The sequence below is a fragment of the Shumkonia mesophila genome (assembly GCF_026163695.1).
Classification (GTDB): domain Bacteria; phylum Pseudomonadota; class Alphaproteobacteria; order Rhodospirillales; family Shumkoniaceae; genus Shumkonia; species Shumkonia mesophila.
In genome coordinates, this window is sequence record NZ_JAOTID010000010.1 from 129,329 (window position 1) to 154,836 (window position 25,508).

The window sequence follows — 25,508 nt, forward strand, 5'->3', positions numbered from 1 at the left end:
TCAGGCGAGCGGGGCGACACTGCGCTGGCGGATCGACGCCAGGGGTCCGCTGACGCAGACGGCGGCAGCCAAGTCCGGGGCCAGCGCAACGTCGCGCAGAGTCCATGAGATACCTTCGAGGACGACGGTGCGTTCGGCGCCGTCGTCGATGTCGACCTCAACCTTCCGGGGATCGTACGTCAGGCCGCGGCCGTCGGCCTTGAGCAGCGCTTCCTTGCGCGTCCACACCCGCATGAAGGCGACTTGACGGAGGTCCTGGGGAAGGACCGCGAAGCGGGCCTGTTCGTCCGGCGTCATCACCATGCCGGCCAAGCCGTCCAGATCCCTAAGCCGGCCGGCCATCTCGACATCGACGCCGACGGCGCTTCCCCGGCATGTTGCCACCACGGCGATGGCCCCGCTGTGCGACAGGTTGAAGGACAGGGCATGGCGCTCCAACTGGGGCTTGCCGCCGGGCGTGGCGGTGAAACCGAGAGCGCGGGGCGGCTGCCCCGTCTCTGCCGCCAGGGCCAGGCGCAGGCCGGCATGGGCGGCAACGAAGCGGTGGCGGTCGCGATCGTGGATGAACCTCTCTGCCCGTTGGCGCTCGCGGTCGTCCAACAGGGCCCAGGCTTGCGGTCCCGGCGATTTCTCCGGCAGCGGGATGCGCCAGAGGGTGACGTCCGTCCCAGGAGTCATCGCGGAGCCGATGGCGGCAGATCCAGCGACCAGGAGACCGAGGTCTTGCGGACGGTCAAGCCGAAGCGTTCCATCAAGTTGCACGACGCCCGGTTGCTTTGGTCGGCAATGCCGGCGATGGTCAGCGCGCCCATCGCGCAGGTTTTCCGCAGCATCTCCAGGCCCAGCAAATCGGCTGCCACTTTGCCCCAATGCCGGCGGTGGATGACGATTTCCGAGACGTAGGCCTCGCCCTTGTCGTCGCCGTCCTGGATATGGAAGAGGAGGGTAAGTCCGACCGGCATGCCGCCGTGCCAGACTACGATCATAAGGGCGCCGGGCAGCTTCATTTGGCGCAGCATCTCGGCCGGCGTCCACCGATCGGCGTTGTCGCGCAGCGCGAAGGTGGCGTTGCGCAGCGCCACCAGCCGGTCGGCCAGTTCGGCATCGGCCTCGATATCGGCCACCGTCGGCATCGACAGGGTATAGCCTTTGGCCAGCGCTTCGCCGACGCGCGGGAATTCCTCGGCCGGCGGTGGGCCGCCGGCCAGTTCGCGCACGTGTTTGAGGTGGCGGCGGACCATGTGAAAACCTTGCGCCGCCAGGAATGGCGCCTCGTCCTCGCCGGGCGTGTCGTCGTAGATGACCATGCGCCGCCAATACGGGCTTTCCTCGGCCCGCCAGACGGCCAGGAAGTCCGCGAGCGCCGCCCGCTTCCGCTCCAGAGTCGGGTCGGGAAGGATGACGAAGGGGAAATACATCCGCCCTTGCCATGTCAGGTGCGTTCGCTCGGCCACGCTGACGAGCGCCGTCAATCCGTCCTTGTCATGACGGCCATAGAGGCTTCGGTTCCGGAAAAGCTGGGCCGCCGCATCCGGCTCGCCGACGCGCTTCCGCAGGAGGGCGTCGCCATGCTGGAGCATGAAATCGAGAATGGCGCCGGTCGAGTCGGAGGTCAGTCGAACGAAGGTCATGGAACGGCCCGGTTGGAATGCCGAAGCGGATAGGCGGTGGATGACCGGCGACCTATACTCCAAATCCTGAAAACGACAAACAGCCGAACGGGATGAAGGCATGGATGGACGGGCGGCCGAAGGCGGAGCGGCGACAATCGACGGGGACGGCCTCGACTGGCTTGCACTGGCGGCGGCCGCCAGCACCATCGACGAACGTCTCGGGGGATGCCTGGAATCCACCGGGGAGGCGGGATGGGAGGCCGTGGCCGACCGCCACCTCGCCTTGTGGTGCCAGTCGGCGGCGCTGGGCGATGCGGTGCAGTTCGGGCGACGCCTGGCGCGCGACGGCCTGACCCCCGGCGACGTCCGGCCGCTGTTGGGGCCGGTGCGCTGGCGCGATGCGGCGCCGCTGCCGGCCTGGGTCGACACCGCGCGCTGGCTGCTTGCCGCAATCCTGGGCGCCGCCGCCCAGGATGATGGGTTGCCGCTGTCTCCGGAACTGGCCGGCGAGGTGCCGTTCGCCGATCTCTTGTGGCCGGCCGTGCGGGCCGCGCGGGCTCGCCGCGATGCCTTGCTGGCCGACGTCGCACCGGCCGTCGCCAAGACTGTCGATGAGAAAGCGCTGGCCGACCTCGACGCCGCCCTGCTGCGGCGTCTCGCCGAAATCGCCAGCCTGACCCTGTTCGAAAGCTTCAAGTTCTTCCGCATGGCCAAGCCCGAGCCGCTGGCCGAGGCGCCGGCCGGCCGCGGAATCTATGCGGCGTTCGTCGCCGCCATGCGTGACGGCGTGTTCGCCACCCTGGTCCGCCACAAACCGGTGATGATCCGCCTGCTGGCGGTGATCGTCGATCAATGGCGGACGGCCAGCGCCGAAATGCTGCGCCGTCTGGTCGCCGACCGGTCCGGATTCACCGATCGTTTCGCCGGCCTCTCGCCATCGGCGCCGGTCGCGCGCTTCGAGGTTGGAATCTCCGATCCCCACGACCATGGCCGGGGCGTCGCCATTCTGCGCTTCGCCGATGGCGGGCGCCTGGTCTACAAGCCGCGCGATCTGTCGATGGAGGACGCCTGGCACGGCTTGGCGGTTTGGCTGGCGCGGGCGGAAGCGCCGGTCGAACTGGGGGCGGCCCGCGCCTGGACCCGGGCGGGGTACGGCTGGATGGAGTTCGTCGAGGGTGGCACCGAGATCGCCGCCGGCCGCGTCGCAGCGTTCTTCCGGCGGGTTGGCGGCCTGCTGGCGGTCATGCGGTGGCTGCGGGCCAGCGACATGCACGAGGAGAACATCGTCGCGCGCGATGCCGTTCCGGTGCCCATCGACCTCGAGACGGTCCTGCAGCCGAACCTCGTGCTAGACAGGATGAGGGAACCGGCCCTGATGGCCGAGGCGGAGGCGCAAAATTGCCTCGACAACTCGGTCCTTACCGTCGGCCTGCTGCCCAAGCGCATGCGCATCGCCGGACGGGAGACCGAGGTCGGCGGACTGGCCTCGCCCGATGCCCTCACCATTCCCGAATGGGTGTTCACCGGAATCGGCTGCGACGACATGGACGAGGAACGGCGCGAGGTCGAACGTTCCACCGCCGGCCTGGCGCTGACGGCGAACGGGGAACCGTTGCGCATCGCCGATCACGCTGCCGCCGTCGCCGCCGGTTTTCGCGACATGGTGATGTTTCTGGCCGCCCGACGGGAGGCTCTGTTCGCGGCGGACGGACCGCTGGCGGGCTTCGCCGGCTGCCGCTTGCGCCACGTCCTGCGCGCCACCGCCTATTACGAGATCCTGCGCCGCGAGGCTCGAGGGCCGGCCAACCAGGCCAGCGGCGTCGCCTGGAGCCGCCATTTCGATCGCCTGACGCGCAACGTCCGCTGGGACCTGGACCGCGATCCGGGCTGGCCGGTGGTGTCCGGCGAGCGTGCCGCGCTGGCCCGCTACGATATTCCGTTGCTTCTGGGCGAGGGGGCGGTAACCGGCTGCTGGATCGACGGCGAGCCGATCGCGCCGGGGCTTCTGGAGCCGGCCGTATGGCCGCAGCTGGATCAGCGGCTGGAGCGGCTGGCAGCCCATGTCGACGACGAGGCGAAAATCATCGTCCAGGCGGCGACCTCCAACGTCATCCCGGCCCGTCAGCGGCGGCCGTGGGCGGAGGAGGGGAGCGACCCGGATGACCGGGCCGCCCGTGCCGTCGCCCTGTCGATCGCCGGCCTGCTCGCCGAAAGGGCGGTGCACAGCCATGGCGCGGCGGCCTGGATCGGCCTTGGCCTGTCGGCGGATGGCAAGGGGTTTGACCTGAAGCCGCTGGATGCCGGCCTTTACGGCGGGCAGGCGGGCGTCGCGCTCTTCCTCGCCGCCTGTTTTCGGACGACCGGCGACACGGGCTGGCGCGACCTGGCATTGGAAGCCCTCGCCGCCGCCCGCTTCCGGCTGGTCCGGCCGGAACTCGCCGCCGAAATGGTCCGCCAGTTGGGCATCGGCGGTGTCGGTGGCGTGGGGTCGCTTGTCTATGCCTTCACACAGGCGGCGGCGCTGCTGGAAGCGCCGGATCTGCTGGAAGACGCCAAACGGGCGGCCGCCCTGATCGACGGCCGGGCCATCGCCGCCGACCGCGTGCTCGACGTCATCGGCGGATCGGCGGGTGCGGCCCTCGGCCTGCTGGCCCTGCACCGGGCGACCGGGGAGGCCTGGGTGTTGGACCGGGCGGCGGATTGCGGCCGACGCATCCCGGCCCGGCCGTTGACCGCCGTGGCCGGCGCGACCGACTGGCGGGGCGTCTTCTCGCGGCCGCTGACCGGCTTTTCGCACGGCGCCGCCGGCATCGTCTACGCGCTGTTAAGGCTGCATGCGGCGTGTGGCGAGGTGGGATTTCTGGAAACCGCGCGGCTGGGTCTCGACTACGAGCGCTCCCTCTTCGACGCCGAACGTGGGAATTGGCCGGACCTGAGGAGCGACGAGAGTGTCTCGTTTCCCTGCCAGTGGTGCCACGGCGCCGCCGGCATCGGGCTGGCCCGCCTGGCCGGGCTCGACGTGCTGGACGACGCCGCCGCGCGGGCCGACATCGCCGCCGCGCTGTCCGCCATCGCCGGGTGGCCGGACGCCGATCCCGATCACCTGTGCTGTGGCAACGCCGGCCGGCTGATGATCCTCGATGCCGCCGGCCGTATTCTGGACGATCCCGGCCTGCGGGACCTGGCGCGGCGGCGGGCGGCGGCCTGGCTCCGGCGGGCGGGCGGGCTCGACGGCTTCATTCTGCCCGGCAGCGACGCCGCGTTCCGTCTTGGGCTGTTTCAGGGGCTGCCCGGCGTCGGCTATGCCCTATTGCGCTTAAGCGGCACCGACGACCTGCCCAATCCGCTGGCGCTCTGCTGACGCGACGTTTGGGGGCGCCGTTTCCTATGCGGCGGCGACCGCCGCCACGGCGGCGTCGAGGATGTCGAGACCCTGCGCCAAATCGTCGTCGGCGATGGTCAGCGGGCAGAGGACCTTGAGCACCTCGTGCTGCGGTCCGCAGGACTCCAGGACGAGGCCGCGCGCGAAAGCTTCTCCGGCGATCCGCCGGGCGACGGCGTGCGAAGCGGTGGGCAGGCCCTGGATGAGGCCGCGGCCGCGGACCGGCGGCCTCGCCACCTCCTGGTAGCGCAGCGCGATTCCATCGAGCCGGGCGTGGACGATGCCGGCCTTGCGGGCGACCTCGTGTTCCAGCGCGTCGTCGCGCCAGAAGCGCAATGCCTCGGTGGCGGTGACGAAGGCCGGATTGAAGCCGCGGAAGGTGCCGCTGTGCTCGCCGGGCGCTAGGCTGTCGCAGGCCGGCTTGACAAGGACCATGGCCATCGGCAACCCCAGGCCGGACAGCGACTTCGACAGGCAGACGATGTCGGGATCGAGGCCGGCCGCCTCGAAGCTGAAGAAGGGGCCGGTCCGCCCGCAGCCGACCTGGATGTCGTCGACGATCAACAGCATGCCGGCGGCGCGGCAGATGCCCTGGAGACGACGCAGCCATTCCATCGAGGCGACGTTGATACCGCCTTCGGCCTGAATCGTTTCGACGATGCAGGCGGCCGGCTGGTCCGCCTCGCCGCGCGCATCCGACAGCAGGAGTTCCAGCCCATCCAGGGTATCGACGCCGGGGCCCTGGGCGCCATCGAAGGGGATGAAGGTGGTGCCGCCGACTGCCGGCATGATGGTGGACTGGCGGGCCGACCCGCCGGAAACGGCCATCGCCCCCAGGGTCATGCCATGAAAGGAATTCTCGAAGCTGACGATGCGCTGGCGGCCGGTCGCCTTGCGGGCCAGCTTCAGCGCGACCTCCACCGCATTGGCGCCGGACGGCGCCGGAAACAGCATGCGATGGGACATCCGGCGCGGCGCCAGGATGGTGTCGTGGAAGGCGGTGAGGAAGGTTTCCTTCGCCGCCGTCGCCATGTCGAGGGAATGCAGGATGCCGTCGCCGGCCAGGTAGTCGACGAGGCGGCGCTTCATGGCGTCGTCGTTGTGGCCGTAGTTCAGCGCCCCGGCGCCGGCGAAAAAGTCGATGTACTCGCGCCCCGAGCGGCCCGTGATGCGCGCGCCCCTGGCGGCGGTGAACACGTCGGGAAAGCCCCGGATATAGGAGCGCACCTCGGATTCGAAGCGTTCGAAAACGTCCATCGGATTTCTTCCATAGGCAGGGCCGCTAGCGAAGGGCGGCCCGTGGGGACAACAGAACAAACAGCGCCGGCACCACGATGAAAGACAGCACCGTCGCCGCCATCAGTCCGAAGATGATGGCATAGCACAACGGCTGCCACATTGGACTACTGAGCGACAGCAGGGCAAGGCCGGCGATGGTGGTCAGCGTCGTTGACAGGATGGGCCGCAGGCGGTCGGCCGCGCCATGGGCGGCCGCCTCGCCGACGGACCGGCCGAGCTCGATGAATTCGCGCATCGTCTCGACCATGACGATGGAAACGTTCACCACGATGCCCAGCAGGGACACGATGCCGACCATCGCCGGGAAGGACAGCGGCATGCCGATGGCCAGAAAGCCGACCAGGGTGCCGATCAGGGCGCACGGCACCGAGAACAGGATGATGAACGGCAGGCGGTAGGAATTGAACAGCAGAACCAGCAGGCCAAACATCAGAACCATGGTCAGCAGGAACATCTTCATCATGTTCGAGTTGGTCTGGTTGGCTTCGGCCAACTGCCCGGCCAACCCAATCCTGAGGTTGGGGTAGCGAGCCTTGACCTTCTCGATTTCCGGCCACGCGGCGCGCAGAATCGCGGCCGTGCCGCTGCCTTCGGCCTTGCCGCGCACCGAGGTCGTCCGATTGCCGTCGCTGTGCACGATGACCTGCGGCAGGCTGCCGTACTCGGCGATCAGGATGGAGGCCAGGTCGATGCGCGTGCCGTCGGGGCCGGAGGCGCGCACGAGCATCAGGTCGTTCCATGACGTCGGCGGCCCCGCCTCCCCGTTGCGGCTCGGCCAGGCGACGCCGAGTTGCACCGGTACGTCGTCCTCGGTGGCGCTGCGCTTCAGCTTGGCAACCGTCGTCTCCCCCATGGCCAAGCCGATTTCTTCGGCCACCGGGGTCAGTCGGATCTTGAAAAACTCCAAGGCTTCGCGCACCGGCGTGACGACCAGGGCGGTCCGGGCTGGCCCCATGTCGTCGCGGACATCGCCGGTTCCGCGCACGGTGGCAAGGGCGGCGACGACCTCCTGGGCGGCATTGCGCAACTGGTCGAGATCTTCGCCCTGGACGTCGATCTGCAGGTCGTCGCCGCCGCCGGGGCCTCCGCCCTGCGGCGACAGGGTCACACTGGCCCCTGGCACCTCGGCCAGGGCTTGGTACAGTTCACGGCGCAGCTCCGGGACATAGGTGTAGGCTAGGCGGCCGTCGCGGGCGTCGAGCGGCGTCAGGACCAGCGAAAAACCGACGACATGGGTGCCCGGGGTATCGGCGATGCGCTCGGCCGATGAGGTGACGGAAAACGGGCTCTTCTGGCCGACATAGGCGATGGTGCTCTGGAAATAGGGCTTGGCGCGCAGGATGTCGCCCACCTTGAGGCCGACCTCGGCCGTACGGTCCAGCGGCGTTCCGGGCGGCAGTTCGACGGTGATCCCCATGTTGCGGCCGTCGACCTTGGGATAGGCCTCCGACGGCAGCAGGCCGCCGGCCGCCAGCGAGGCGACCACCAGCACCAGAACGCCCGTCATCCACAGGGCGGCCGCGCGGCGCGAACTCACGACATAGGCGAGGACCCAGGTGAGCAGGCGGCCCGAGACGCGATTGGTAATGCGGTCGACGCGGGTGACACCGTCGCCCTTCAGTTTTCGTCCCAACAAATGGCGGGACGACGGCAGGGCCCATACGAAGGCGACGATATAGCTGATCACCAGGCAGATGATGGCGGTGAACGGAATGAGGCGAATGAATTTGCCGTCGATGCCGGGCAGGAACAACAGCGGCGTCAGGGCCAGGATGGTGGTCAACTGGCCGGCGAAGGCGGGCAGGGCGAAGCGCTTTACCGTGACCCCGGCGGCGGAATCGAAGCTTCGCCCCTCGGCATAAAGCCCCTGGTGCATGCCCTCCATGACGAGAATGAAGACATCGACCAGCATGCCAAGGGCCAGCACCATGCCGATGACCACCATCTCGTTCATCGTCATGCCGAAGGCAAAGACGACCGCGATGCTGCCGAGAAAGGTGATCGGTACCCCGGCGCCGGCGATGACGGCCTCTCGCCATGTGAGCATGACGAGCAGGATCAGCACGACGCCGATGACCGCCTGGACGGCATTGCTGAAGACGCTGGCCAGCTTTTCTTCCACATCCACCGCCTCGTTGGTCAGGACCGAGGCCTCCACGCCTTTCGGCATCTGAAAGCTTTCGACGGTCCGGCGCACCTGGGCGACGGCTGCGACGGTATCGGCCCCCGGCGCCTTGTAGAGCGAGATGCTGACGCCTTTCGCGAAGGGCTTGCCCGCAAAGCTGACGAAGGTGCGCACGCTTTCCGTCGACAGTTCGCGGCGCACCTCGGCCAAGTCGCCCAGGCGGACGATGCGGCCGGATTTCATCTGCTGAATGGGCAGCAGGCGGATTTCGTCAACGGTGGTGAAACGCCCGGCCAGATTGATCGAAGCGGGGGTGCGGCCATCGCGCATTTCACCCAGCGGCCGGTCCACGCTGCCGGCGCGAATGGCATCGCTCACCATCGTCATGCTGAGATTGACGGCGTTGAGGCGCATGGGATCGATCAGCACCCGGCCGATCTCCTGGCGGGCGCCCGACACTTCCACCTTGCGCAGCGAGCCGATGCGTTCCAGGCGTTCCTTGATGTCTCGCGCGGTGTCGCCGAGGACCGCGTCGCCGACGTTGCCGTGGATCATGTAGGTGAGGATTGGCGCGTCCGTGGTCGACATCTGTTCGACCGTCGGTGCCCCGCTGTCGCGCGGCAGCAGGCTGGCCGTTTCGGTCACCTTCGTGCGCAGCGAGCGGATCGATTCCTCGATCGGCGCGTCGGCCTGGAATTCGACGACGAGAAGCGCCAACCCGGAGCGGGACCCGCTGGAGATCTGTTTCAGGTTGTTGAGGGACTTGATCGCCTTTTCGAGCGGCGTCGTCACCTCCTTCTCGACCAGTTCGGGAGAGGCGCCGGGCCACAGGACCCGCACTTGCGCCACCGGGATCGCCAGATCGGGCGCCCCCTCCTTGACCATCGAGGTATAGGCGAACAGGCCGCCCAGCAGCAGCAGAACGCCGAGAACGCCGGCGAAGATGGTGTCGATGAAGAAAAACCGGAACAGTTTGCCCGGCCCGCTCTCGCCACCGGCTGCGGAATTGCCGCTCATGAACCGCTGCCCGACCTGGCCACATGGACGAGGGCGCCGTCGGCCAAGCGTTCCTGGCCGGCGACGACCACCATCTCGCCGGGTTCCAGGCCTTCGCGGATCTGGATCATGCCGCCGTCGGTCAGGCCATACTTGACGATGCGGCGATGGGCGGTGCCGGCTTTGCCGTCGACCACGAAGACGTATCCTTCGCCGGCCACATACCGCGGCGCCTCGATCGGAACGCGGACCACGTCGATGCGCTCGTCAGTCAGGATGCGCACCGCGACATAGAGCCCGTCGAGAAGGTGTCCCGCGCCCTCCAAGGTACGCAAGCGTACGCGCACCGCCCGGCTGTCCGGGGCGATGGTGGGGGCCACCGCATAGACCTCGGCGCTGGCGATGGGCAGAGCAGAGATCTTGCCGTTGGAGCCGGCCATCTTGTCGGCGATGTCGAACAGGTTGGTGCCGCCCCAGGCAATCTGGGCCGGCATGTCTCGGCGCAGCGACATGCCCTGGAAGCTGGGGATCTCGACCACCACCTCGTAGGCGGTCGGATCGATGACCACCGCCGCCGCCATACGCATCAGTTGGCCCATTTCCTGGAGGCCGGCCGGCAACGGCGAGGCGTAATCGCCGACCGCCAGGTTCATGAAGCCGATAACGCCGTCGAAGGGCGCGCGCAGGGTACTCTGCTCCATGCGGATGCGGGCCTGGGTGATTTGCGACTGGGCGGCATCGGCCTCGGCCTGGGCGGCGGCCATGTCGGTTTCGGCCCGCTGGACGCGCGCCTTGGCCTGCCGCTGGTCGTTCTCCGCATCGTCGAGCTGTTTGCGCGGCGCGATGCCCTTGGTGACCAGATCGCGGGCGCGGGCCAGTTGCTGTTCGGCATGGGCCAGCGCCGAGCGGGCCTCGTTGATGGCGCTGCGGGCGCCCTCGGCGCGCTGACGGGCGGCCTCGGTCTGCGCGACCTGGGAAACGACCTGCTCACCAAGGTCGCGTTCGTCCAGGCGGCCGATCAGTTGGCCTGGCTTGCCGTTCGCCGGCCCCATCACCGCCGATCCCTCGCGCAAAGGCTGGCCTTCGGCGTCGCGGCCGATTTCCACCACTTTGCCGGCGCGGTCGAAATGCAGGATCTCGCGGCGCGCCGCAAGCGCCGTGCCCTCTGCCGAAATCCAGGCCCGAATGGGGCCTCGCGTGACCTCGGTGACGGCCACCGTTACGGGCGTCGGCGCGGTTTGGGCGGTGGCGGCGGACTCAAGGGCAAAAGGCAACCCCAGAACCAGAAATGCGGCTGTAATTCCCTGCCTGCCCGCCATCGCGCCCCCCTTGTTGAACGATATGTCCAACCGTCGTCACTATTGTTCAAATCCCGACGGCCCGCAACTGTGAGGTGCCAAAGCGCGACCCGTGAAAATACCAGCACGTGCGGGGTTCGCCAGGGATTCGCGGGTGGCCAAATCACGGACGGCGCCGTGGACGGCGGCGGCGCTTTGTGGATACACTGCGGCGCGCCCGGTTTTCCGGGCCGCCGCCGACCGAGGGGGACGACGCCTTTCCGATGAACCTGATCCGCCTGCTCATTGCCGAGGGGATGACGCCCCGCAACCGCCTATTGGCCAGCGCCTTCGTTTCGGGGGTAAGCAGCGCCTTCGTGCTGGCGATGGTCAACATGGCGGCCGGCGAGATCGCCGAGTCCGGACGCGAGCAGGTGAATTGGCTTCTGGCCGGCCTGTTCGTCCTTGGGCTGGTCCTGTTCGCGACGGCAGAAGTGTTCCTGATCTCGCGGGTCTGCGCCGGTGCCGAGACGGCGGTCGATGCCCTGCGCACGCGTCTCCTGGGGCGCCTGTGTCGCGCCGACTTCGAGAAGGTCGAGAGCATGGGCCGGGCGGTGTTCTACGAGAGCATCACCCAGGGCACGCAAACCCTGTCGCAGAATTCTCAGTACCTGGCGATCGGCTTGCGCTCGGTGGTGCTGATCGCCGCCATCCTCGTCTATATCGCCTATCTCTCGACCACCGCGCTGATCCTGGTGCTGGTGTTCACCCTGATCGGCGGTGCCATGTTCGGCTTTGCCGGGCGGCGGCTGAATGCCCGCTACGCCGACATGATGAAAGAGGAGGCCCGGCTTTTCGAAAGCATCACCGACCTTCTCGACGGCTTCAAGGAGGTGCGCCTGAGCAGCGCGCGCAGCCGCGATCTCGGGCAGGTGTTCGGGGCGATTTCGCAGTCGGCTACCGACATCCGCGTCGACGTCCAGGTCCGCGCCTTCCAGCAGTTCATCCTGGGTGAAGTCGCCGTCTTCTTCCTGCTGGCGGTGGTGGTCTTCGTGGTGCCGCTCTATTCGACCTCGTTCCACGGCGACATCGTCAAGGTGACGATGGCGGTCCTCTACATGACGGGGCCGATTGGCGGCCTCATCCAGACCCTGCCGCTGCTCAGCGGCGCCGAGGCGGCGGCCGGCCGCATGCTGGCGCTTGACGCGCAACTGGCGGCCATTGCCGAGCCGGCCGTCGATCCAACGGCGCCGCCGATGCCGGCCGATTTCCGGGAAATCGCGCTGCGCGGCGTCGAATACGCCTATGGCGCCGACGAGGGGAAACCCTCCTTCGTCCTGGGGCCGGTCGATCTGGCGGTGCGCCGCGGCGAGGTGGTGTTCATCACCGGCGGCAACGGCTCCGGCAAGTCGACCCTGATCAAGCTGTTGACCGGCCTCTATCGGCCCCATCACGGCCGTATCCAGGTGGACGGCGTGGCGATCGGCCCCGACACCCGGGGGGCCTTCCAGGACATGATGGCGCCGGTGTTTTCCGACTACCACCTGTTTCCCCGGCTGTACGGGGTGCCGTCCATCGACGGGGCGATGGCCCAGGATCTGATCGCCTGGTTCGAGATGGCGGGTATCGTGCGGTTCGCCGAAGACCGCTTCGATCGCCTCGACCTCTCGGCCGGCCAGCGCAAGCGCCTGGCCCTCATCGCCGCCCTGCTGGAAAAACGGCCGATCCTGGTGATCGACGAGTGGGCGGCTGATCAGGACCCGCATTTCCGGCGCAAGTTCTATCGGGAGATGCTGCCGGCGCTCAAGGCCAAGGGCATGACGATCATCGCCGTCACCCACGACGACGCCTATTTCGACGTCGCCGACCGCCGCCTCCACCTGGACGAGGGCAAGCTCTCCGAATTGGCGGTCGAGCCGGGGGGGGCGAAGTAGATGGAGCTTCTCTCGCTTCTTCGCCGAGAGGCCGCGATCGACCTTCGACGACTGGCCGTGATGACGGTTTTGTCGGCAGTGTCGACAACCCTCATCCTCGGCCTGATCGCCTTCGGCGCCGAGAAGGCGTCGTCGGGCGATATCAGCCTGCTGATGGTTCTGGCGTTCCTCGCCGCCATTCCGCTGTTCATCCTGTCGCAGAACTACGTCATGACGACGACCGCCCACGAGGTGGAGGCGATCATCCAGCGTCTGCGCCTGGAACTGTTCGAAGGGGTGCGCAAAGCCGGCATCCCGGCCCTCGACTCGCTTGGCCGCGCCCCGCTGTTCGCCGCTCTCGCCAACGACACCCAGACCATCTCGCGGACCATGCCGCTGCTCGTCATCGGCGCCCAGCAGGCGGTGACCCTGGTCTTCGTGGCGCTGTTCCTGGCGTGGCTGTCGCTGTCGGCCTTCGTCATCGCCGCCGTCTTCAGCGTCACCGCGCTCGCCATCCATTTCCGGCGCTCGCGGGCCCTGAGCGAGAGTATGCAACGGGTGTCTCGGGACGAACAGCGCCTGTTCGGCGGCCTTGGGCACGTGCTCGACGGCTTCAAGGAGATCCGGGTCAACGCGCTTCGCGCCGAACAGGTGGTGACCGAACTGTCCGGCCTGTCCGCCGAGGTGTGCCAGCGCAAGAGCGCCATCAAGCGCCAATGGGGGATCGAATTCGCCTTCATTCAGGTCGTCTTCTTCCTGCTGCTCGGCCTGATGGTCTTTGTTGTGCCGCTTTTTTCCGAAGGCTTCGCCAGGGTGGCGGTCGAGGCGACGACGGTGGCCCTCTTCCTGGTCGGCCCCATCGGTACCGTCGCCCAGGCCATTCCGGCGATTGCCGAGGCGGGATCGGCGCTGGCCGCTGTCCAGGGGGTGGCCAAAAAACTGAGCGACGCCCTTTCCAACGGCGAGGACGAGGACACCGAGGGGCTGGCCGAGCCGATCCGCGAGATCGCCCTCGATCACGTGCGCTTTTCCTACCGCGAGGCCGATGGCTTGCCGGGCTTCTCGGTCGGCCCGCTCGACGTCGTCTTCCGGACCGGCGAACTGGTGGTGGTGACTGGCGGCAACGGCTCGGGCAAGTCGACCGTGCTGCGCCTGCTGACCGCGCTCTTGAAGCCCGACCAGGGAACGCTGCGGATCAATGGCCAGCCCCTGCGGGCCGGCCAACGCCAAGCCTATCGCGACCATATCGCCGCCGTCTTCTCGGACTATCACCTGTTCCGCCGGCTTTATGGGGTGGGGCCGATCGATCCCGCCAACGCCGACGCCCTGCTGCGGCAGTTGCAGATCGCCGAGAAGGTCGCCGTCCGCGATGGCGCCTTCACCACCGTCGATCTGTCGGGCGGGCAGCGCAAGCGCCTCGCCCTCATGGTGGCGCTGCTCGAGGACAAGCCGGTGCTGATCCTCGACGAGTGGGCGGCCGACCAGGACCCGCAGTTCCGGCGCCTGTTCTACGAGAAGCTGCTGCCGGCCCTCAAGCGGCCGGATCGCGTCATCGTCTGCGTCACCCACGACGACCGCTATTTCGGCGTCGCCGACCGCATCCTCGACATGGAGGAAGGGCGCTTCCGCGCCTGAGGCGCCGATGCCGTCAGCCGGCCGGGACCGGCAAGGGGCCTTCGCTGTTGACGACGAACACCCGGCTGTCGGGGCCAAGGTTCAGCCGGCCGCGCGCTTCGGGATCGGCGGCGGCCGCCACCAGCCCGGCCAGGCCGGCGATGCCGGTGTCGCCGCCGGCAAGCGGCGGATCGCCATAGGCACCGTTTGCCAGGCCTTCCTGCACGGCCACCGCTGTATCCTCGCCGACCGTCATGCCGGCGAAGGCGGCCTTGGACAGCACCGTCCATGCCGGCAGCGACGGCCGACCGCAGGCCAGCCCGGCCATCCGCGTGGCCAGCGCCCCTTCCACCTGGACCGGCCGCCCGGCCCTGAGACTGGCCAGCAGGCAGGCCGCGGCGATGGGTTCGACAGTGATGACGCGCGGCGTGGCGGGGGTGAGGTGACGCCACAGCCCGGCCGTGATGCCCGCCGCCATGGTGCCGACCCCGCAATGCAGGAAGACGTGGGTCGGCGGCTGGCCGGCCAGTCCGTCCCGCCAGGCCTCGGCAGCCAACAGGGCATAGCCGGCCATGATGGCGCGGCAGACCGGCAGTGCGCCGGTGTAATCGGTATCGGTGATCAGCAGCGCGGCCGGGTCGGCGGCGGCACGGCGCTCGGCGGCTTCCACCGCGTCGTCGTAGGTGCCATCGACGATCTCGATGGCCGCCCCCGTCGCCCGGATGCGGGAAAGCCGGCCGGCGTCGACGTCGCGGCCGACGAAAATGAGCGACAGACAGCCACACCTCCCGGCAGCCCAGGCCAGGGCCAAGCCGTGGTTGCCGTCGGTGGCGGCGATCGCCGTGCGGGGGCCGGCGGCGACGGTCGCCTTTTCGCGCAACAGCACCTGAAGGCCGTACGGCGCCCCCAGGGCCTTGACGCCACCCAGACCGAAGCGGCCGGATTCGTCCTTGCAGAGGATGGCGCCGAGGCCCAGTTGGCGGGCCAGGCCGGCGAGCGAGCGGAGCGGGGTCGGGCGGTATTCGGACCAGCTGCCGATGACCTCGGCCGCCTGGTCCATCTCGTCCGGCCGCAGGGTCGCCGCCACCGCGTCATAGGGCCGGTCGGGCCGCCAGAACGGATTGTGATAGAAGTCCCCCGGACGGCTGGTGAGGGCAAAAGCATCGGTCGACATGGCACCGCCGCAGGCTGACTCGGGGAACCGGCTGACAAGGACAGCATGCCTACCACAGCCCGCCGGGCTTCGCTATACTCCGCCGATCTGACGTCCGGAGAGGGAAGGGAACGAATGGACATGCGTCGCCTGCCAATTGCCGCCGCGGCCGTCTTCATGGCCGCGTGGTCGAGCGCGGCGGCGCTTGCGGCCGATGCTCCGGCGCCCTTGGCCGTCGGCCAGCTTTCCTACAAGCCCGACGCCATCCCGCGCTCCCAGTACATGGAAGTACTTGGCGGCGATGCGCTGCAGCCATCGACAACGGGCCAGGCACGGGATTACTTCGTGGCCATCTACAGCGGCAGCACCATCGGCGTTTACTATTACGTGGCGAGCGCCATCTGCCGGGCCATGGAAAAAAACTTCGCGAAACATCGCATCCACTGCGTTCCCCTGCGCTCACTGGGCGTCGCCAGCAACGTGTCGCTGATGGAACAGGGGCGGGCGCAGTTCGTCATCGTGCAGTCGGACACCAACTATTACGCCTCGAAAGGCCAGATCGCGCTGCCCGGCGGGCATTCGGTGATGTCGCTCCACAACGAGCTGGGGGCAATGGCGGTGGGCAGGGAATCGGGCATACTCGGCCCGGCCGACCTGCGCGACAAGCGGGTCAACCTCGGTTCCGAGGGAACGGCGTCACGCGCCTTGTGGCTGGAATTCCTGGCCGCCCAGGGCCTCGCCATCGGGGATCTGGAGCAGGCGTTCTCGGTGACCCAGGAATACAACGTCATGGGCCTGTGCGGCGACTACATCGACGCCTTCGGACTGTGGATCGGCCATCCCGCCGCGCCCTTCCGAGACGCCGCCGAAATCTGCGGCGCGCGCATCGTCGGCATGGCCTCGCCCGGCACCGACAAGCTGCTCGGCGAGCGAAGCTTCTATTTCCATGGCGAGATTCCGGCGAACACCTATCCGGATCAGCAGGAGCCGGTCCGTTCCTATGGCTTCAAGGCCTCGCTGATCGCCTATCAGCCGGTCGATCCCTATCTCGTCTACTGGGTGACGCGCAGCGTCGTCGAGGAAATCCAGACCTTCCGCTCGGCCCATCCGTCGCTGAGCGCGGTGAAGACCCGCGAGATGTTCGAGCAGGGCAACTTCCTGCCGTTCCATCCGGGGGCCGCCCGCTACTGGCGGGAAATCGGCTGGCTTCGCGAGCCCCCCATCAACTGATCGGCGTCAGGCGGCGGCACGCACCCTTTCGAAGTGGGCGCGCAGGACCGCCGCATCGAATTCCAGCGCCGTTCCCCCGGTCTCGAAATGCAGGACGAAAGCGCGCCCAATGGTGCGCGTCAGCACGGCCGAGGCCGCCGACGATGCCGCGGCGCCAACCATGTTGGCCCCCGGCGTCAGCTTGATCAGCCACGCGGTGATCGCCGAGCCGACGCCGGCCTGTCCGGCGCCTCCCAGCACCCCGGCGACGGCGGCACGCACCCGGTCGCGACTGAACGGCGCCTCGTAAAGGTCGGCCAGCGACTTGACCATCGCGACGATGAGCAGCACCACGCTCAAGGTGTCGACCAGCGGGATAGGAATGATGCTGCCAACGGCGGAATAGGCGGTAAAGCGTTCGACGATCTGTCCGGCCCGCGCCTCGCGCAGTTCGCGGGCGGCCTCGGCGGCAGGCGCCGGCGGCGTGGACTTGACCGGTTCCGGGCGGGCGGCGCCCTTCGCGGTGGCCCGGCGCTTGGTAGCCGCCGTTTTCGCCCTCGTCCCGGCGGCGCCCTTCGGCTGGGCGTCGCGCTGAAGGCGGATGTCGTCGAAGGTCTGGGCCGTGGCTTTGGGCAGCTTCTTGCTCATCGGGTCTCCTTGGCGTGGGCCAGCAGGGCGTCGATCTCGTCGGCCAGGGCGGCGATCTCGTGCGCCGCCGCGCCGCGCGGTTCGATCAGCGACGGCGTGGCGCCGAACAGCGCCGCCTCGCCATAGACGATGCGGTTGACCAGTTCACTCTCCAGCAGGGGAAAGCCGGCCTCGATCAGTTCGCTGCGGATGTGGCGGGCGATGACGCTGTCGCGGGTGGTCTGCATCATCACGCAGCGGAAATGGGGGACACCGCCGTCGACGGTGGAAAACAGCGTGCGGGCGGTGTCGATCATGACGTCGACGTCGAGCGGCGAGGCCTTCACCGGCACCACCACCAGCCCGGCCTCGGCCAGCGCCGCCAGGGTGGCCGGCGCGCGGAAGCCGGCGGTATCGATGACCACCGGCGAGTGGGACCGGCTGAGGCGGCGGGCGGTGGCCACGACGTCGGCGCTGCTGTCCTCGATGACCGGAACTCCGCCCAAGGCCTGCGGCCGTTCGGCGAGGCGGGCCAGGGTGCGCTGCGGGTCGGCGTCGACCAGGGCGGGATCGCGGCCGTTGAGCCGCCAGTGAACGGCCAGGCAGCTCGCCAGCGTGCTCTTGCCGCTGCCGCCCTTCAATGTGGCCACGGTGACGATGGCCCTTCTGCTCATGGCAGATCCCCCTTCTGCGCCCGCTGTGATCATATAGAAGCCCCGGCGGCGGTCCAGCCCTCACGTCCCGGCGGCCGGGGCGAACCACACCCGCATGCCGGCCGCTCCCGGTTCCGCTTTCCAGCCGATGGCTCCGGCGGCGAGCAGGCGTTCCTGCGCCGCGATGTCGGCGGCGTCGATCCAGCATCCTTTAGCCGCGGAAGGCGCAAGCGGACCGTCGAGGTCGCGCGCCATCAGATAGCGCCAGCCGCCGTACTTCTGGCGGAGCGCGTGGATCGTCAAACCCTCGGCCAGGGCGTTGCGCAGGCTGGCCGTGTTGCCGGGCGCCACCGTGGTGATGACCAGCGACCGGCCGGCTGCCGCGGCCTCGCGCAGTCGCCAGGCGATCAGGACCCGCTGCAGCCGGTTGCCGCGCCATTCTGGGAGCACGCTGATGCCATCGATGTGGGCGACGCGGGCGCGCTCCGCCGCCCACCCCAGGTCGTCGGCGAGACTGGGATCGTCCGACCCCGGCAGCCCGAGCACGCCATAGGCGATCAGCCTTTCCTCGGCGAACAGCCCCAGGATGCGGCCGATGCGCGCCATGTGGTCGGCGAAGAAGGCATCGGTTTCGGTGGCCAGCAGATGGGCCGGCATGCTGGCGAGCACCAGCCGGTGAAGCGCGATGACGGCACCAAGGTCGGCTTCGCCCAGGCGCCGTCCCTCGAAGGGAACCGGCGCGCACGGCCGGCCGTCGCGGCAATGAAGCGTTCCGTTCACGGCCGGCGGCGATCCGGTCATCGGATCACCTCGGCATAGTCCAGGAGCGGCAGCGGCGGGTAGAGCTTCAACTGAAGCGCGACCGGCAGGCGGATGAGATAGGAAAAATGCTCCAGCGTTTCGATCGGCGAAGCCGACGGCGGTTGCCCCTCGACGAGGATCTTGCGGGCCTTTTCGGCGGCCAGCCGCCCGACCGCCTCGTACGGGCTGACCAGGCCCAGCATGGCGTCGCTCTCGCGGATCTCCAGCTCGGTGGCGGTGAAGCAAGGAATCCCGTGGGCGAGGCCGGCGGCGGTCAGCGCGTCGCGCTGGTTGCCGATGAAGGTGTCCGGGCCGATGTAGAGAATCTGGGCACCGGCCTTGGCGAGGCCGCCGACCAGCCCGGGCAGGCTGGCGGGGTCGGGGGCGCCGGTGGCGTCGGGCGGCACCGGCGCTTCCAGCAGGGTGAACCCCATTTCCGGGGCCAGCGCCCTCAACTCTTCGACGTTGGCCAGCGAATTGGGTTCGGCGGCGTTATAGACGATGCCCAGCCGGGTGAGCGGCAGGTAGGCACGGATGGCCTTGATCTGGGCGGGCAAGGGGGCGATGTGCGAAACCCCGGTGACGTTGGCCCGGGGCGGCGTGCCGGGCGGCGGCGCAATGCCGGTTGCGCCCGGCGCCGACACCATGGCGAACACCACCGGCAGGTCGGCGATATAGGGTGCGGGGTCTGGGGCATCCCAGCGGCCGACCGTGCCCAAGGTGATACCGGTGCCCCAGGTGTAGATGAGATCGGGGCGGATCCGTTTGGCTTCGGCCAGCACTGCCGGCAGGCGGCCGAGATCGCGCGCCAGGTCGCGTACCAGGAACTCGACAGCGACGCCTCGTCCCAGCAGTTGCCAGCGAAACCCGCGCTCGACCGGCGTTTCGCCGCGCCACAGGATCATCATGATGCGGAAAGCCCGGTTCTCGGCCGCGGCAGGGGCGGCGGCCAGGGCGCCCGCCGCAGGGCCAAGGATCAGCGCCAGGACGGCCAGCGTCGCCATCGCCAGGGCGCGCCGCCGCCTCATCGGCCCGCTTCCCCGGCGTCGACCCGACCGTAGGCGGCCAACATGGCGTAGAGGAGAAAGCTGATTGACCCATAGAGGCCAAGGATGCCGATCGCCCCGACCAGTCCGAAAGAATCCGCCAGGGCGGCCGCGACGACCGGTCCGAATCCGCCGCCCATCCGCTCGACGAAGCGCAGCACCGTCAAGCCCGGCGACTGGCCGCGCTGTCTGCCGGTCGCCGGCAGCAGGGAGACGACCAGCGACACCTGGGCGGTGATCGACATCGACTGCCCGAAGCCGAGGGCGGCAACCGCGACCGGGATGGCGACGACGAGAAGGGCGGCGGGGACAAACGGCAACCCGATCATGCCGATCGCCGAGATCACGCCGCCGATGGCGACGACCAGCCCATGGCGCTGCCAGCGATCGGAGACGCGGGCAAACAGGGGGCTGCCCGCCATCATCGCCAGGCCATAGACCATGACGACGCGGCCGATGTCGCCCTCCGGGTTGCCGAGATCGGCCAGGGTGAGCGGCACCAGGTAAAAGAGAAAGCCGGTCAGCAGGAACTTGGCCGGCAACGCCGCCAGCAACAGCTGGACGGCGAAGCGCCGGTTGCCGAAGGCGATAGCGAAGTCCCTGAACGTGATGCGCCCGGGGACCTCGGCATGCGCGGCATCCCGGCCCATCAGGCCGCGCACCGCCAGCACCGTCAACGCCGCCACCGCCGCCGCCATCAGCAGCGTCGCGCTGTAGCCGATGCGCTCGGCGACGATGCCGCCGATCGCCGGCCCGCAGATGTCGGCCAGCGTGATGCCGCCCACCATCATCGCGGCGCCCTGGGCGCGGTTGTCGCGGTTGGTCACTTCCAGCACGAAACCCTGGCAGGCGACGAAGGCGGTGGCGTAGCCGGTGGCCGACAGCGCCCGCCACACCAGCAGGTCCCAATAGCCGGCCGCGAGTGCGGTCCCGGCCAATCCCACCGAGGCGAGGAGGGTGCCGGCGATGTACAGGCGGCGGCGGCCGAGGCGGACATAGAGCATCGAGGCGACGGGCATGACCAGCGCGAAGATAAGCATGTGCATCCCGATGACGATGCCGGTCGCCATGGCTGTTCCCAGGTCGGACATCTGATGGACGAAGCCGTCGACATAGCTGGGCAGGAAGGGGCGGGCCAGTTCCTCGGCGAAAACGAACAGGAACGACAGCAGCCGCACCCCCACCAGCGAGGGGCCGCGAAGAGAGCGCAACCGCGTGCCCAGGCGGGCGGCGGTGGCGGCGATGAGGGAATCCACCCGTCCCAGGAAGGCCCCCAGCTCATCAGGGCCGGCAAAGCCGGTGACGAGGTCGAAGCGGCGGGCCGTCACGGCGCGCAGTGCCGTCGTCGCCGCCTGCGCGGGCTGGGAAATGTTCAGTGTCAGGACCAGCAGCATGACCTCGAAGGCCAGCAGCATGGCCACCAGGACGACGATGGCGATGTCGAAAAGGTTGTCGATCAGGGGCTGGATCAGGGCGTGTTCGCTGTGCCCCAGGTAAAGGGTGCCGACGCGCAGCGGCAGCGCGGTGACCAGATAGTCGGCGCGCAGGCTTTGCCCGGCCGCCAGTCCTTCGAACAGCGATCCCCGGGCCGGCAGACCCAGGACGGCGAGAAGACCTTCGGTGTCGACGCCGTAGGCGTGCAGGACGCGGTCGGAGGCATCGGTCAGGCCGAGGAAGGAAACGTCGCGGTCGCTTTCCTTGAGGCCGGCAAAAAGAACGTCGAGCCCGACCAGGCGATCGGGCGGAATGCCGAGGGTGAGCGCGTAATCGACCTTGCGGCCGACCTGTTCGGCCTCCGCCCTGGCCTTCTGGGTCAATTCCGGAAACAGCAGCTGCTCGCTCGAGGAAATGGCCAGCCAGGAAACGCCGGCCAGCGCCAGCAGCAGCGCCACGCCCGCCACGGCCAGGCTTTTGAAGGTCGTGTCGGCCATCCAGCCGCGCTTCATTGGCCGGCCGCCTCGCCGGCGCTTAGCCGCGCTTCCGCCGCGCGGGCCAGCAGTTCGGGGCGGGCCTCCAGGTAGTTGCCGACCATCGCCCGTTCCCAGCGGTTGCCGAAGACGTTGAGGGCGAATTCGGGCGGCGAAGCCGGCGCCTGGCCCGCCGCGATGCCGGCCAGGTCGGCATCCAACCGCAGCAGGGCCCGACGGCGGTCGTCGAAGTAGAAGGCCGCCGCCATCACCGAGAAGACCGCCAGCACGGCGGCGATGGCGCCGATGCGGATGAAGCGGCCGGCCACCTCGTCGAGCACGCCGACATAGGACGCGGCCGACCGGCGAAGCGCCACCCCGGCCAAGCAGGTGCCCAGGGTATCGCGCACCGTCAGGCCGACGACCAGCCCGGCGGCGTCGAAGGCGTGCCAGCGGTTCTGCTGGAGATGGCCGAGCCACGGCTCGGCACCTTCGGCCTGCGATCCCTGCCGCGAGATCGGACGGCCCTGACAGTCGTGAATGACGAACTCCGCGACGTCGGGATTGACTTCGGCGTGCTGGCGCAGCAGGTCGACCAGGTTGCCCTGGGATTCGACGCGCACCCCGAGGCCGACGCCGACGGCAAGGGTGCGGCCGATTTCCCCGGCCACGACTTCGAGATGCTGGGCGACCAGGCGCTCGTAGGTCTCCTGGAATCGCATCAGGTTGAGAAGGGTCGCCAGCGCCACGGCCAGGACAACGACGGCCGCCATTGTGCCGCCCACCTTGACCGTCAGGTTGGAAGCCATCCGCGCCTTCATTCTTTCCCGATATCCCCTGACCAGCAAAGTACGTTCGCCCGAACCCGGAAGCGCGTCAATAGGAAAGCCTGATGGCGGTTTCCGCCCCCGCGGCCGGCGGCGCGGGAAAAGCAAATTGACGGGACGGGCGGGCCTTCGTATCGTCTAGCCGTCGGCCGCACCGCGCCGGAACGCGCGACTAGGTGGTGACTGCGGGATTTACGGCCCCCGAACGACGGGGGCGGACGGGTCAATCAGGGAGATCTTCGAATGGCGACCACGAGCACGAAGAAGAAAGTCGGAACCGCCGCCGCCACGGCGGCGAAGGCCGGGTCCGTGGACCAGCAGGCGGCCCAGGTCATCCGCCAGAACATGCTGTGGTCGATGGGCGCCGGGGTCATTCCCCTCGCCTACGTCGATACCGCCGCGGTGCTGGCGGTCCAGATCAAGCTGGTCAAGGAACTGTCGGACGTTTACGGGGTTCCCTTCCGGGCCAATGTCGGCAAGTCGGCCGTCGCCGCGCTGATCGGCAGCCTCGTCGCGGGCGGCGCCACCAACGGCCTGATGGCGAGCGGCCTGATGTGGGGCCTCCTCCGCAGCGTGCCGGTGGTCGGGCAGATCGTCGGCCTGGCCACCATGCCGGCCTTCGCCGCCGCCACCACCTATGCGGTGGGCAAGGTGTTCGAGCAGCATTTCGCCTCCGGCGGAACCTTCCTCACCTTCGACGCCAAGAAGGTCGAGGGCTATTTCCGCGAGAAGTTCGAGGAGGCCAAGACGCGGACCGTCGGGGCCGCGGCCGCCTGACGCGCGGCCGCAGCCGGCCGCGGGCGCCGGCGGCAAAGGGGAGAGGGCGGGGATTCTCCCGGCTTCAAGGAAAGGCTTAGTCATGCTGGTGGTCATCGTCGTTCTGTACCTGTTGGCCTGCGCGGTGACGGGATTCATGGGCCGCAACACGGTCATCGGCTTCCTCGGCCATTTTTTCCTGTCCGTCCTCATCACGCCCGTCTTCGATTTCCTGATCCAGGTGGTCGGCCGCCCGAACCGCGACATCCGGCGCAAGCTTGAAGAGATCGAGCCGTGAAGCGAGACAGCGCGAAGTGGGACCCGGCATGAACGGAGCGGGCGTGGCGGGCGGCATCCTGAACCGGCGGGGAACGGATGTCTGAAACGTCGGCGACGGCGGCCGCCCCCGCCCCCGCGGACTCCGCCCCGGCACCGCGCCGGCCGGGCGTTCTTTCGCGCGCCTGGCGGTGGATCGTGCGGACGGGCCGGCGGCACTCGCTGGGCTTCTTCGCCTTCCTGCTCAGCGCCATCCTGGTGCTGATGGTGGTGTCGCCGCGCATCTTCATCAACATTCCGGCCGGCCACATCGGCGTCCTGTGGCTGCGCTTCTTCGGCGGCACCGTCACCGACCGCTACTACCCGGAAGGCATCAATCTCATCTTCCCGTGGGACGAGATGGTCATCTACGACGCGCGCCTGCAAAACAACGCGCGCATCTACGACACCATCTCGTCGAACGGCCTGACCATGCAGGTCGAGATCGCCGTGCGCTTCCGCGTCAACCGCGACGCCGTGGGCCAGCTGCACAAGCTGATCGGGCCGCGCTACGACGAGGTCCTGGTCTATCCCGAGATCGGCTCGCACGCCCGCGAACTGATTTCCAGCTACACCCCGGAACAGCTTTATTCCGAGACCCGCGCCTTCATCCAGGCCCAGATCCTGGAACGCATGGTGACCCAGCTGGGTTCCTCGCTGATCAACCAGAGCGTCAGGGGCAAGCTGGTCTATGTCGAGGACGTCCTGATCCGCAGCGTCACCCTGCCGCTGCGCATCAAGGAGGCCATCGAGCGCAAGGCCGAGCAGTACCAGGTCATGCTGGAATACGACTTCCGCATCGCCCGCGAGCAGAAGGAGCGCGAGCGCAAGCGCATCGAGGCCGAGGGCGTGCGCGACTTCCAGGACATCGTGGCCAAGAGCATCACCGGCGAGTACCTGCGGCTGCGCGGCATCGAGGCGACCATGTCGCTGGCCACCTCGCAGAACAGCAAGATCATCATCATCGGCGGCAAGGACGGCCTGCCCATTATCCTCAACACCGGGGGCGAGATGGGCCCCACCGCCGCCGGCCCGGCGGCGGCGCCGGGCGGGGACGGCACCGTTCCCGGCGAGATGAAGTCGATCGCGCCGCCGCAGCCCAACGCCCGCCTCCAGGACGTGACGCCGCCCAACGCCGCCGTGCCGCGCAGCGAGGCACCCGCCACCGCCGGTGCGGGGGCCCTGCCGCTGCGGCCGCAGGGGGCCGGCGCCGTTCCGCTGGCGCCGGCGCAGCAAGGCGAACGGCACGCCCCGCCCGAGACCTCGACCACGCCGCTGCCGGAATCGGCGGGGTCGCCGGCGCAGAAGGAAGAGGAAACGTCCTTTCCCAATCTCGGCAAGATCTTTAAATAGTCTGGCGCCTGGGAATGGGCGGCTTTAGCATGGCGGGTCGAAGGGCGATTTCGCGGACGAGCTGACAATCGGATATCTGGGTAACGGGGAATTTCATGGCAGGCAGCGTCAACAAGGTCATTCTCATCGGCAACCTCGGGCGCGACCCCGAGGTGCGCTTTGCGCAGGACGGCACCAAGATCGTCAACTTCCCCGTGGCGACGTCGGAAACCTGGCGCGACCGCCAGAGCGGCGACCGCCGCGAGCGGACCGAGTGGCACCGCGTCGTCATCTTCAACGACCGCCTGGGCGAGGTGGCCGAGAAGTACCTGAAGAAGGGCGCCAAGGTGTACCTGGAAGGGGCGTTGCAGACCCGCAAGTGGACCGGCAACGACGGCCAGGAGCGCTATACCACCGAGGTGGTGCTGCAGAAGTTCCGGGGCGAGCTGACCATGCTGGACACCCGCGGCGGCGGGGGCGGGGCCGGCGATTACGACGCCCCCGGCGCGGCGCCAGCCGGCGACGGCCCCGACTGGGGACCGGCCGGCGGCGGCAGCGGCGGCAGCGGTGGCGGCGCCCCGGCCGGCGGCAAGCCGGGCGGCGACCTCGACGACGAGATCCCGTTCTAAAATTCCCCGCCTATCCTCTTTCGAGGAGAGCGCG

General features: G+C 68.7%; 20 protein-coding genes. 8 read left to right on the forward strand and 12 right to left on the reverse strand.

What is annotated here, in order from left to right; genetic code table 11:
• Both ODR01_RS16580 and ODR01_RS16585 read right to left on the reverse strand, forming a co-directional pair.
• Positions 1-678 (reverse strand): 4'-phosphopantetheinyl transferase family protein, encoded by a 678-nt coding sequence (locus ODR01_RS16580; protein ID WP_316978800.1) that lies wholly within the window; start codon positions 676-678, stop codon positions 1-3.
• Positions 675-1,631, reverse strand: coding sequence for a GNAT family N-acetyltransferase (locus ODR01_RS16585; RefSeq protein ID WP_316978801.1), 957 nt, complete (start codon positions 1,629-1,631; stop codon positions 675-677). Before ODR01_RS16585 ends, ODR01_RS16580 begins: the two co-directional genes overlap by 4 nt.
• A gap of 100 nt (positions 1,632-1,731) precedes the next feature.
• Between ODR01_RS16585 and lanM the strand changes: the two genes are divergently transcribed.
• Entirely contained in the window at positions 1,732-4,974 is a 3,243-nt protein-coding gene (lanM, locus tag ODR01_RS16590; protein WP_316978802.1) for a type 2 lanthipeptide synthetase LanM, read from the forward strand.
• Between the two features lie 24 nt (positions 4,975-4,998).
• On the opposite strand, the gene ectB is transcribed toward lanM, so the two are convergent.
• From ectB to ODR01_RS16605, 3 genes are read right to left on the reverse strand one after another with little or no spacing between them, the layout of a single operon-like run.
• The gene (gene ectB / locus ODR01_RS16595; RefSeq protein ID WP_316978803.1) at positions 4,999-6,252 is read right to left on the reverse strand and encodes a diaminobutyrate--2-oxoglutarate transaminase; all 1,254 of its coding nucleotides are present in this window, start codon (positions 6,250-6,252) and stop codon (positions 4,999-5,001) included.
• A gap of 25 nt (positions 6,253-6,277) precedes the next feature.
• Positions 6,278-9,436, reverse strand: a complete 3,159-nt coding sequence (locus ODR01_RS16600; RefSeq protein ID WP_316978804.1) for an efflux RND transporter permease subunit — start codon at positions 9,434-9,436, stop codon at positions 6,278-6,280.
• Positions 9,433-10,734: an efflux RND transporter periplasmic adaptor subunit gene (locus tag ODR01_RS16605; RefSeq protein WP_316978805.1), complete on the reverse strand. Its 1,302-nt coding sequence runs from the start codon at positions 10,732-10,734 to the stop codon at positions 9,433-9,435. The genes ODR01_RS16600 and ODR01_RS16605 overlap by 4 nt, the downstream gene beginning before the upstream one ends.
• Positions 10,735-10,910: 176 nt before the next feature.
• Between ODR01_RS16605 and ODR01_RS16610 the strand changes: the two genes are divergently transcribed.
• Positions 10,911-12,626 carry a cyclic peptide export ABC transporter gene (locus ODR01_RS16610; RefSeq protein WP_316978806.1) on the forward strand — a complete coding sequence of 572 codons (1,716 nt, stop codon included), beginning with the start codon at positions 10,911-10,913 and terminating at the stop codon, positions 12,624-12,626.
• Positions 12,627-14,240: a cyclic peptide export ABC transporter gene (locus ODR01_RS16615; protein ID WP_316978807.1), complete on the forward strand. Its 1,614-nt coding sequence runs from the start codon at positions 12,627-12,629 to the stop codon at positions 14,238-14,240.
• Positions 14,241-14,253: 13 nt separating this feature from the next.
• On the opposite strand, the gene ODR01_RS16620 is transcribed toward ODR01_RS16615, so the two are convergent.
• On the reverse strand, positions 14,254-15,393 hold the full coding sequence (locus ODR01_RS16620; RefSeq protein ID WP_316978808.1) for a diaminopropionate ammonia-lyase: 1,140 nt from the start codon (positions 15,391-15,393) through the stop codon (positions 14,254-14,256).
• Positions 15,394-15,507: 114 nt separating this feature from the next.
• Between ODR01_RS16620 and ODR01_RS16625 the strand changes: the two genes are divergently transcribed.
• Complete coding sequence (locus tag ODR01_RS16625; RefSeq protein ID WP_316978809.1) at positions 15,508-16,602, forward strand: TAXI family TRAP transporter solute-binding subunit; 1,095 nt, start codon at positions 15,508-15,510, stop codon at positions 16,600-16,602.
• Positions 16,603-16,608: 6 nt separating this feature from the next.
• Here ODR01_RS16625 and ODR01_RS16630 read toward each other — a convergent pair whose 3' ends face one another.
• From ODR01_RS16630 to ODR01_RS16655, 6 genes are read right to left on the reverse strand one after another with little or no spacing between them, the layout of a single operon-like run.
• A complete protein-coding gene (locus ODR01_RS16630; RefSeq protein WP_316978810.1) occupies positions 16,609-17,229 on the reverse strand; it encodes a DUF697 domain-containing protein in 621 nt (206 codons plus the stop codon).
• Positions 17,226-17,882 (reverse strand): ParA family protein, encoded by a 657-nt coding sequence (locus tag ODR01_RS16635; RefSeq protein WP_316978811.1) that lies wholly within the window; start codon positions 17,880-17,882, stop codon positions 17,226-17,228. The genes ODR01_RS16630 and ODR01_RS16635 overlap by 4 nt, the downstream gene beginning before the upstream one ends.
• A 60-nt stretch (positions 17,883-17,942) precedes the next feature.
• Entirely contained in the window at positions 17,943-18,662 is a 720-nt protein-coding gene (locus ODR01_RS16640) for a GNAT family N-acetyltransferase (RefSeq protein WP_316978812.1), read from the reverse strand.
• Entirely contained in the window at positions 18,659-19,690 is a 1,032-nt protein-coding gene (locus ODR01_RS16645; RefSeq protein ID WP_316978813.1) for an ABC transporter substrate-binding protein, read from the reverse strand. The genes ODR01_RS16640 and ODR01_RS16645 overlap by 4 nt, the downstream gene beginning before the upstream one ends.
• The gene (locus ODR01_RS16650; protein WP_316978814.1) at positions 19,687-21,639 is read right to left on the reverse strand and encodes an MFS transporter; all 1,953 of its coding nucleotides are present in this window, start codon (positions 21,637-21,639) and stop codon (positions 19,687-19,689) included. Before ODR01_RS16650 ends, ODR01_RS16645 begins: the two co-directional genes overlap by 4 nt.
• A gap of 11 nt (positions 21,640-21,650) precedes the next feature.
• On the reverse strand, positions 21,651-22,424 hold the full coding sequence (locus ODR01_RS16655; protein WP_316978815.1) for a hypothetical protein: 774 nt from the start codon (positions 22,422-22,424) through the stop codon (positions 21,651-21,653).
• A gap of 261 nt (positions 22,425-22,685) precedes the next feature.
• On the opposite strand from ODR01_RS16655, the gene ODR01_RS16660 reads away from it, so the two are divergent.
• The 4 genes from ODR01_RS16660 to ssb all read left to right on the forward strand — a co-directional run bounded on the left by ODR01_RS16660 (position 22,686) and on the right by ssb (position 25,474).
• Positions 22,686-23,219: a YcjF family protein gene (locus tag ODR01_RS16660; RefSeq protein ID WP_316978816.1), complete on the forward strand. Its 534-nt coding sequence runs from the start codon at positions 22,686-22,688 to the stop codon at positions 23,217-23,219.
• Positions 23,220-23,301: 82 nt separating this feature from the next.
• The gene (locus tag ODR01_RS16665; protein ID WP_316978817.1) at positions 23,302-23,496 is read left to right on the forward strand and encodes a hypothetical protein; all 195 of its coding nucleotides are present in this window, start codon (positions 23,302-23,304) and stop codon (positions 23,494-23,496) included.
• A gap of 77 nt (positions 23,497-23,573) precedes the next feature.
• Positions 23,574-24,866, forward strand: a complete 1,293-nt coding sequence (locus ODR01_RS16670) for a prohibitin family protein (protein ID WP_316978818.1) — start codon at positions 23,574-23,576, stop codon at positions 24,864-24,866.
• A 95-nt stretch (positions 24,867-24,961) separates the two neighbouring features.
• On the forward strand, positions 24,962-25,474 hold the full coding sequence (ssb, locus tag ODR01_RS16675) for a single-stranded DNA-binding protein (RefSeq protein ID WP_316978819.1): 513 nt from the start codon (positions 24,962-24,964) through the stop codon (positions 25,472-25,474).
• Positions 25,475-25,508 lie beyond the last annotated feature (34 nt).